This window comes from Bacillus sp. AP50, assembly GCF_040492675.1.
Taxonomy (GTDB): domain Bacteria; phylum Bacillota; class Bacilli; order Bacillales; family Bacillaceae_G; genus Bacillus_A; species Bacillus_A cereus.
Genome location: NZ_JBEUTW010000408.1, coordinates 1 through 10249 on the forward strand (window position 1 = coordinate 1; position 10249 = coordinate 10249).

The window sequence follows — 10249 nt, forward strand, 5'->3', positions numbered from 1 at the left end:
CATTTAATATATATGTCACTTCAGATCTGTTAAAAAAATCTTCTGATGTATTAGGTTTCGCTTTTTCTAACTCATATCCTACGTAACCTTTTATAATCATATACTACCCTCCCCCTCTTTCATCTTATTCTAACTTAATTTTCTGACAAACAAAATATTCTTTTAAATATACCTATATAAAAAATAGCTCGCCTATACAGGAATTTACCTTTTTATTTTTCTTGAAGTTTGTCATAATAATATTATTGTCTCAGTTTTCTTATACAAGGAGAGTTGTATTTATGTCGTTTTCATGGAAACGTTTCTTACAAATCGGGAAAATTGTCTTCCCATTTGTTGTATTAACAATTGTATTCTTTCAAGCAAAAAAAGAATTAGCGGGCATTTCTTTTTTAGAAGCGATTGATACAATTAAAAACATTCCAACTGGAGGAGTCTTTTTAGCAATTACACTTGGTGCATTCGCTGTATCAACAATGTTCTTTTATGACTATGTTATGCTTCGTTACTTAAAAGCTGATATCCCTGTCCAAAAGATTTTCCGTATCTCGTGGATTGCTAATACTTTAAATGGATTTATCGGGTTTGGTGGTCTTGTTGGAGCCGGCGTACGCACAATGCTTTATCGTCCATATATAAAAGAAAATGGAAAACTTATTAAAAGTATCGCTTGGATGACAACTGCCTTTATTAATGGATTAGCCATTCTTTCATTTCTTGGTCTCATCGGAATATTAGACACGAGATTTATTTTGCATGAAAAACCATGGCTATGGCCTGTTCTTATCTTCTTCGCTCTTTTCGTCCCTATATATATCGGATTTTCTAAATTAAAAAATAGAAAAGCGACGCAAACAGAGGAACAAGAAGAAGAGGAGAAAAACCCAACTGTTTTATACTCATTAGTTTCATTAGTCGAATGGGTATCTGCTGGTATTGTTATGTACGTCATATTACTATTATTTGGCATTGAAATCGAATTCCAAAAGTTTTTAGGCGTATATGTTATTGCTGCTTTAGCTGGTGTCGTTAGTCTTGTTCCTGGTGGCCTTGGATCATTTGATCTTGTCTTCTTAACTGGGCTTGGGCAATACGGCATCGATACAGGTGTTTTACTCCCTGCTATGTTATTATATCGTCTCGTCTATTACATCTTGCCCTTCTGCCTTGGTCTCATTTTTGCAGCTTTTGAAATGACAGGAGTAGCCATTAAAAAGTTTGAAGATAAACCTTTTATTGCGCCTGCATTAGAGACAACTGGTGTTATATGGACTTTGCAGCGTGACTTTCTAGGAAAGTTAGGTTCTTGGGCATCTGCTGCTTTAACAGTATTTGCTGGCTTAATGGTTATTTTATCAACCATTCTACCGACAAGTATAAATCGGGCACACGCCTTACATATTCTAGCTCCAAAACATCTTATTCAATTTTCTTTTAGCTTATCGCTAACATTCGGTATTCTCCTCCTCATTCTTTCGCGGGGGATATATTACGGAACAAAACGTTCTTATTATATGACGATTGTTTCTTTAATTGGAGCGGCTATTTTTAACACACTAAAAGGAATTGATGTTGAAGAAACTTTTATTTTATTAATCGTACTCGCTGTATTGTATATGCTTCGTAAAAGGTTTGTGCGTGAGAAAATGGAAGTCTCACTTTCCGATATCGTAAAAGTTTTTATATTCCTACTTGTAACGTTATATTTATATAAAAACTTAGGTATTTTATTTGCAGGTGCAAAAGAAGCTTTCAAACCTGATTTTGTCGTTCGTAATATTACACAAGTGAAACGAAGTGCATTAGCAGCTGCCTTTTTTGTTCCTACTTTTTTACTAATTGGTTCACTCATTGCAAATCGTTATCGAAATGAATTTCCCGGGCAACCAGCTAATGATAAACGATTACAAAACTTCTTAGATGAACATGGTGGAAATGTACTTAGTCATTTAGGTTTTTTAGGAGATAAACAGTTCTTTTTCAGTAGTGATGGAAAAGCACTCATTCTCTTCTCAATAACTGGAAAACGACTTATTGTACTAGGTGATCCAATTGGGGACCCTTCCTCCTATCGTACTGTATTGCAAGAGTTTTTAGCTGAGGCTGATCGATTTGGATACATTTGTGTATTCTATCAAATTGAAAGTAAATGGATGAGTTTATACCACGATTTTGGTTATAACTTCTTTAAGCTTGGTGAAGAAGCTGTTGTTGATTTAAATACCTTTACAATAACAGGAAAGAAACGCGCTGGCATGCGAGCTACTTTCAACCGTTTTGAAAGAGAAGGCTATACATTCTCTATTCATGAGCCACCTTTCTCCGACGAATTATATGAAGAGTTAAGAAAAGTTTCAGATGCATGGCTTGGTGGAAAAAAAGAGAAAGGTTTTTCACTCGGATACTTCGATCGTGAATATATTAGTCGCGCTCCTATCGCAACATTATCTGATTCGGATGGGAAAATTATTGCATTCACAACATTCATGCCTGTATATCAAAACGGATCATTATCTGTCGATTTAATGCGATATTATCCAGATGCGCCTAGCGGCATTATGGACGCAATTTTCATCCACTTATTCCAGTGGGCAAAAGAAAATGAATACCACTCCTTTAATATCGGTATGGCACCACTTTCAAATGTTGGTTTATCCACACAGTCTTTCTGGTCTGAACGAGTGGCTGCTGCAATCTTTAATAACGTTCGTTATACGTATAGTTTCAGCGGATTACGACATTTTAAAGAAAAATATAAACCAGCATGGAGCGGTAAATATTTAGCATTTAGGAAGAATCATTCTTTACCAATTACAATGCTCTCTGTAACAAAATTAATAGGAAAAAGAAAAAACAGCTAAATTCTTAGCTGTTTTTTCTTTTTTGAACTTGTACAATAAATTCTTTTTCATACTTCTTACCATTTATATAGAAATTCCCCCACATTTTATACGTGCCCTCGGCAGGAAATGTAATTCGGTATTGTAATTGTTCATCCGTATCTACAGGCATAGCGTATAAAAAATTCTCCTTCGTTTCATCCACTATATAGAGTGACTCTACTTCTCCTCTCTCTGAATGCAATTTCAATTTTTCACCCTTTTTCGCTTGAAACTGAAATGTTAACGTAACTGGTTCATTCGGATGTAATGCACCAAATAAAAGAGAAACTTCATACTCTCCTATTTTTTTTGTAAGTACACTGTCGATTGGAAATTTCACTTTTTTCTTATTGTTCTCCTCTTTCGTTCTACCAAAATTCTTCCTAGCGAATGACTCTACGGACTTATTTTTGTCTTCGTATAAAAATATTGTATATTCTTCGTCTTTCGCTATTTTGGAAGATAACTTATATGACCCGTTCCCTGCAAATGTGGGTTTAATTTGTTGTATGTTTTTTAACTGTCCATCTACAATCACTGCCCGCATTTGATCATTTACACCACGAATTTCATTATTCTTGTTGTTTAACAACTGAAATACAATATCTACTTTCTCATTTCCCTTTCCATTCGAAACATCCCACTTTACTTCCTGAACATCTCCTACAGTCTCTTCGTTTTCTTGATATTTTTTTATGTAAAATCCTCCTGCCACAATAAGTACTAACGCAATAAGCCCAATGACAAGATTTTTCAAAACATCACCTACCATTTTTATTGTCTCTATTCATACAAAACTTCTTAAGATATATATTCTAGATTATGATTTATGAAATCCTCCTATTTTGTACATATTACAAATAATAAAAAGATTTTAATTGAAAGGATTCGTAGTGTATAATGCAAATGATATTGATTTCTATCAATACATTATAAGGAGGACTTTTTTATGAGTGTACATATCGAAGCAAAACAAGGTGAAATCGCTGAATCTATTCTATTACCTGGTGATCCATTACGTGCAAAATATATCGCTGAAACATTTCTAGAGGACGTTACTTGCTATAATAATGTGCGTGGTATGTTAGGTTTCACTGGAACTTATAAAGGAAAACGTGTATCTGTTCAAGGTACAGGTATGGGTGTTCCTTCTATTTCTATTTATGTAAACGAATTAATCCAAAGCTACGGAGTTAAAAATTTAATTCGCGTTGGAACTTGCGGTGCAATTCAAAAAGATGTAAAAGTTCGTGATGTTATTATCGCAATGACGGCTTGTACTGATTCTAATATGAACCGTTTAACATTCCCAGGATTTGATTTTGCACCAGCTGCAAACTTTGACCTTTTAAAGAAAGCTTATGATGCTGGAACTGAAAAAGGATTACACGTTCGTGTCGGTAACGTTTTAACAGCAGATGTGTTTTATCGTGAAAGCATGGACATGGTTAAAAAACTTGGAGATTACGGTGTATTAGCAGTAGAAATGGAAACAACTGCTCTTTACACATTAGCAGCGAAATACGGTGTAAATGCATTATCAGTATTAACAGTTAGCGATCACATCTTCACTGGCGAAGAAACAACATCTGAAGAGCGTCAAACTACATTTAACGAAATGATTGAAATCGCTTTAGATGCAGCAATTCAACAATAGTACACTAAAGAACTTGTCATACGTCTGGCGAGTTCTTTTTATGTTACTTTTTATAAATAACTACTTTATAAAGAGACAGATTTCTCCCCTCTACTTTCTTGTAACGTTTGTTATAATAAAGTGAAACTTTAATCAGTGGGGGGTTTTTCCATCCCCCACTGATTATTAGTTGAACCAATCGGATTTTACGGGCAATTGATCTCCCACTTAACTCCCTTGTATTCGCCGAATTTTGAAGTGGGAGTCTTATTGCCCGTTAAAGCGGGATAAAGAAATCATTTACAGTATTTCTCATAAGAGGTGACGCAGTGAAAAACAGAAGTATCGTCTTTAAACTATTTTTATTAACATCCACTTTATTTACAATCATATTCCTACTTTTTTTCCTAGGACAATCTCTATTTTTAGAGAAATTTTATATTAATAAGAAAGTAAAAACAGTCCAAACTGCTTTTGAAAAATTCGTAGATAATTATGATAAAAGTGATAAAAGTTATGAGAAGGTTAGAAAACTAAAACAAGAATTTCATGATAAAACAAATGCCGATATGCAGTTTTTAGATTCTAACGGTATTATTAAAAGTGATAACAATTACTATATCGATGTATTTAATCCCAACAATAATAAACAGTATTCCATTCCACTCAATAATCTTTTAACACCAGAAGAATATAATAAATTCGAAAATTTAGGTTTAAAAAAAGATGTAATAATCAATGTTGATGGAGTCGTGCAAGAGAATAATATAATCACACCACAAAAATTAGGAACGAATTATAATCAATGGCAAAACGAACATTTCTATTCGGATTTTCAATCAATTAATGGAAATCCTTCTAAGAATAGACTTGCGAGCCGATACAAATCTACAACTCGAATCGTCTTTACAGGTGTTATAACTAAGTTACAGCTCCCATCCAAAGCTGAGGTTCGCCTTGCAAATGATATTGAAACATTACAAGCCGTTCAATATTTTGCTGATATGATTAGAGAGGGCACTTCTAACTCGAACCAATTAAGTACTTTCATATTAGATGGCGGAGAAAATATAAAAAATAGTATCTTTGTAAAACCGATTATAGAAAATGGAAGGATTACAGAATACGCTTTTGCGATAGCATCTTTGCAGCCTGTTAATGAAGCGATGCTCGTTTTAAAAGATTATTATGTCTATGCCTTAATCATCGTGTTTCTCGTTATTATTTTGTTATCCTTCTACTACTCAAAAATCATTGTAAAGCCATTAATTAAAATGAATCGTGTTACGAAAAAAATGGCTAATTTTGATTTTAGTGAGAAATTACCAGTTACAGCTGACGATGAAATTGGCGGACTTTCTGGCAGTATCAATACATTATCTGTAAATTTAAAAGATCGAATCGATCGATTAAATGTTGCTAATACAAAGTTACAACAAGATATTGAACGTGAACGTCAATTAGAAAAAACAAGAAAAGAATTCATTTCTGGCGTATCACACGAATTAAAAACACCGCTAAGTGTAATTAGAAGTTTTGCAGAAGGAATTAAAGATGGTGTTAGTAAGGATACTTCGTATTATACTGATGTTATTTTAGAAGAAACAGAAAATATGAACAGGCTGATTGTTGAAATGTTAGAATTAGCAAAGTTGGAATCTGGTACTTACAAACTAGATATGACGACGTTCTCAATCGGTGAATTAACGCAACAAGTCTACACAAAATTATTATTTAGCATGGAAGAAAAACATTTACAAGTGAACGTCGATGCAGACCCTTCTATACTTGTTACAGCAAATCGCAGTCGCATTGAGCAAGTAGTTGTGAACTTACTAAGTAATGCAATTCGTTATACACCAGAGGGAGAAAAAATACAAGTCTCCATTATAGAAGCAGAAGATACCGTAAAAGTCGAAATCGAAAATACAGGAAACCCTATCCCTGAAGAAAGTCTTGAAAAAATTTGGGATCGCTTCTATCGTCTAGATGCATCACGTAGCCGTCACACTGGAGGTACCGGTCTCGGATTATCTATTGTAAAAAACATTTTAGACCTACATCATGCCGAGTATGGTGTGTATAATACGACTAACAGTGTTGTATTCTATTTCAATTTACAAAAAGTAAAAGAAGTCAAATAATTTGTCTTAATTTCACTAGGAGTTCACATGAAATTCACACTCTCCCTTTATAGTAAGAAACAAGTTAATCCTTTCCTTTACACATATAAAAGAGGAGAGTGCGTGAAATGAAACAAGCAGGACAACCTATTCAAAATGAAAAACAATTAGAAACTATCAAAAATATACTTTTACAATCTTCGAAACGTGATGGCTTATTATTCGTATTAGCTGTAAATTCTGGCTTAAAAGTAAGTGAAATCTTACAATTAAAAGTTAGTGATGTAATCGATGAAAATGAAAATGTTCGCCATTCCATTTTATTTTACAATGAAAAAGTGAAGAAACATAAATGGTTTGCTGTAAATGAAGACTTACAGCACGCAATCGAAGACTACATGAAAGAACGTAAAACTTGGAAACGTAATGAACCATTGTTAAAATCTCAAAAAGGAACAAAATCTATTACGAGACAACATGCATGGTACATTTTAAACAAAGCCGCAAAAGAAGTTGGATTAGAAGGGATTAGCTCACATACACTTCGAAAAACTTGGGGTTATTGTGCATACAAATCAGGTGTTGATATTGCGTTTTTACAACACTTCTTTGATCACAGTACTCCATCAAAAACTTTAAAGTATATCGGTATTGCTTAATAACTCTTATACATAAAAAAGGTTACCATTTTAAAATTTGGTAACCTTTTTTATATTTCATATTCTCTTTTCTTGTCTCTCCTATACTGTAGTGGTACTCTAATAATAAGGGGGAGAAATTATGAACACACTTACAATTGAATTACCAAAAGAAACGGCTGAAAAACTTGATTTATTAAAACAAGCTTATGAAAAGAAAACAGGTGCTTCTATCTCTGAGAGCACTCTCGTTCAAACACTTATCTCAAAAGAATTTATCCAAGCGATAACTCCTTTTGATTTACAACAATTCGTCAATGGAAAAGAACAGCATTAATCGCTGTTCTTTTTTTATCTCTATTTAAAATACACAAAGTTTTTTATATATTTTTAGAAAAACCATTGACAATGATAATGATAACCATTATCATTTATTATGAAGCCAACAATTGATGAATCAACCAAACGCTCAGTAACATTGTTACCCCTCTTTTTCATATAGAAAGGCACTGTACATTCCCCCTGTTTGTACAGTGCCTTTCTTGTTTATTATCATTCAAAAAAATTTAATTGCTCCGGCTTCGGCTCACCATATGTAATGTTCATCATTTTCATAAGCTGTTTCGCATTATCTGCTGCATCCCCACCTGAATTGTTGTTAAACAGTACGTATATATCCTTTGTTTTCTTTTTTAATTGCTCTAGTCGTTCAACCCATTCTTCCAGTTCTTTATTGTTGTAGCGATATAAACAGCGAACCGCTCTCCAATTTTCCCCTTTATCAAGCCAACCATGAACATTTCGACCGTGAAAACGTATTAATGCCATGTCTGAATTCGTAACCTCTAACACGAGTGGCACAGAACCTATCCCAGCCTGTGGTTCATCACAAATTGTATGAATCCATTTCTCCTGTTCTAGAAACTGTAACGTCTTATCTCTCATTTCTGGATAAAACCATGTTTGATTTCGAAATTCTATTGCACATGGTAAACCTTCCATTTTTTCTTTCGTATATCGAAGAAAATCTACATTTTTCTTTTTGCAATCAAACCATGGTGGATATTGAAATAAAATTGTTTTTAATTTATCAGCTTCTATTAAAGGAAGAATAGACTGTTTATACACATCAAACATCTCATCGAACGTAGAAAAAGGAATTTCACCTTTCATATGTCCTGTCATTCCTTGATACGCTTTTACGACAAAAGAAAAATCTTTCGGCGTTTCCATTGCCCATTTTATATAATTTCGTGCAGGTTGCATTGCGTAAAATGAACTATCCACTTCCACAATAGGAAAATACTCGCTATATGTTCGTAATTTATTTCTATTTTCATAGGGATTTATGTATAAAGAATCATGATCTCCCCATCCTGTCACTCCAATAAACAGCACATATACCCCTCCCTTTTAACTTCACCTTCAATTCACTTTCCAAACACTTTGCATCATGTAGCCTTTTCTTTAAGAGTATCCTTATAAAAATATGATATACTATATGGAAGAATTTTTAAAATGAGGGGTTATTTATTTATGCTTCCAAACGATGCTACTGTATCTCATGAAAAACGAATTGAAGAACTAGAAAATAAAGTACGTTTTTATGAAGAACTTGTGAATCAATTACCACATCATTTCACATACAAAAATCCACATATTGGTTTACGAATAAAGAAAACTAGAACGACTCATTCCATTCAAGAAATACCAAAAGAGAATAAAGAGGCTCATTTTCAACTTACTTGTGATTCATTATTTTTATTTGAACAACTTGAAAAACACTTTGTACATATTTTTGATGCCTTTTCACATCATGTAACCTTTATCGATAGTAAAGGGAATATTACTTTATGTAATCAAGTTGCTGCAGATGATTTCGGTGTAATACGAAATGATATTATCGGAAAACCGATTCAACAATTACTAAACTTGCCGGAAGAAAAAATTAAAGCAATTGAAACATTAAAAACGGGAACAGAAATATATAATGAAGAAGTTTTAGACAAAAACTATGGCATTATAAATAACCGAATTATTCGCGATTATAACGGGGAGATTTTTAGAGTTATTAGTGTCTTTCATTATTTAAATACAGAACGTGATGCTGAGAAGTTTTCGTTAGCAGGGCGAATCGCAGCTGGAATTGCACACGAAGTACGAAATCCTCTTACAACAGTACGAGGATACTTACAATTTTTACAAGAAAGCATTTCTCCATCAAATAAAGAGTTATTTAAAAACTTGCTTATCCCTGAATTAGATCGTGCAAATAATATTATTACAAAATTTTTAGCCATTTCAAAAACACGGGAATTTACAAGAGAACCGTTTCCCATCAATACATTTTTACGTGACTATATTCAACAGTTACTAGCTAGTGAAGTCTCCTTGCATAATATTTCAATTGATTATAACTTCTCTAATGAATTAGATGATATTTTAGTCAATATTGATCGACATGAACTTGTTCAAGTGTTTTTAAATCTATTTCAAAATGCCGTCGATGCTCAAGGCGACAAACCTCTTTCTATTCAAATTACTAGTTATCGCCTTAATAACTTCGTTCGGATTACTTTCACAGATAATGGAATTGGTATTCATCCAGCTATTCAAGAATATATCTTTGATCCATTCTTCTCAACGAAGGATTCGGGAACAGGACTAGGCTTGTCAGTAACAAAAAAAATCATCCAAAATCATAACGGCACATTAAAAATGACTAGTAATGAAGATGGTACAACTTTCACTATTTCAATTCCAATCTTACCTAAAACAACCCTTGAAAAATTAAATCAATGTAAATAAAGGACTAATCCACGAACTACATGCCAATTGTTAAACACTCCCAACAATTAGCATGTAGTTTTTTATGTTGCACTTTTCTTCTTTACATTATATAAATCTTTCTCTATATCTTACTTATTTCTTTCGTAGGTGGGCCAATTTCTTATTTTTTTTAGAAATGGT

The 10249-nt window shown here is 33.2% G+C and carries 8 protein-coding genes; 6 read left to right on the top strand and 2 right to left on the bottom strand.

The genetic code is table 11. The annotated features are described in order from the left end of the window. Positions 1–281: 281 nt before the first annotated feature. Positions 282–2861, top strand: coding sequence for a bifunctional lysylphosphatidylglycerol flippase/synthetase MprF (gene mprF, locus ABWK52_RS23410; protein ID WP_000010893.1), 2580 nt, complete (start codon positions 282–284; stop codon positions 2859–2861). A 4-nt stretch (positions 2862–2865) separates the two neighbouring features. Here the strand turns inward: mprF and ABWK52_RS23415 are convergent, their stop codons facing one another. After that, entirely contained in the window at positions 2866–3654 is a 789-nt protein-coding gene (locus ABWK52_RS23415; RefSeq protein WP_000232610.1) for a hypothetical protein, read from the bottom strand. Positions 3655–3831: 177 nt separating this feature from the next. Here ABWK52_RS23415 and deoD point away from each other — a divergent pair, with 177 nt between their 5' ends. From deoD to ABWK52_RS23435, 4 genes are all read left to right on the top strand, one after another. Beyond that, positions 3832–4539, top strand: coding sequence for a purine-nucleoside phosphorylase (deoD, locus tag ABWK52_RS23420; RefSeq protein WP_000110707.1), 708 nt, complete (start codon positions 3832–3834; stop codon positions 4537–4539). Between the two features lie 308 nt (positions 4540–4847). Continuing rightward, complete coding sequence (locus ABWK52_RS23425; RefSeq protein ID WP_000797508.1) at positions 4848–6662, top strand: sensor histidine kinase; 1815 nt, start codon at positions 4848–4850, stop codon at positions 6660–6662. A gap of 107 nt (positions 6663–6769) precedes the next feature. After that, entirely contained in the window at positions 6770–7300 is a 531-nt protein-coding gene (locus tag ABWK52_RS23430) for a tyrosine-type recombinase/integrase (RefSeq protein ID WP_000806236.1), read from the top strand. Positions 7301–7421: 121 nt separating this feature from the next. Next, a complete protein-coding gene (locus ABWK52_RS23435; protein WP_001094860.1) occupies positions 7422–7616 on the top strand; it encodes a DUF3924 domain-containing protein in 195 nt (64 codons plus the stop codon). 215 nt (positions 7617–7831) lie between these two features. Here ABWK52_RS23435 and ABWK52_RS23440 read toward each other — a convergent pair whose 3' ends face one another. After that, on the bottom strand, positions 7832–8677 hold the full coding sequence (locus ABWK52_RS23440) for a DUF72 domain-containing protein (protein ID WP_000897354.1): 846 nt from the start codon (positions 8675–8677) through the stop codon (positions 7832–7834). Between the two features lie 138 nt (positions 8678–8815). Here ABWK52_RS23440 and ABWK52_RS23445 point away from each other — a divergent pair, with 138 nt between their 5' ends. Next, a complete protein-coding gene (locus ABWK52_RS23445; RefSeq protein ID WP_000937241.1) occupies positions 8816–10087 on the top strand; it encodes an ATP-binding protein in 1272 nt (423 codons plus the stop codon). Positions 10088–10249: the final 162 nt, after the last annotated feature.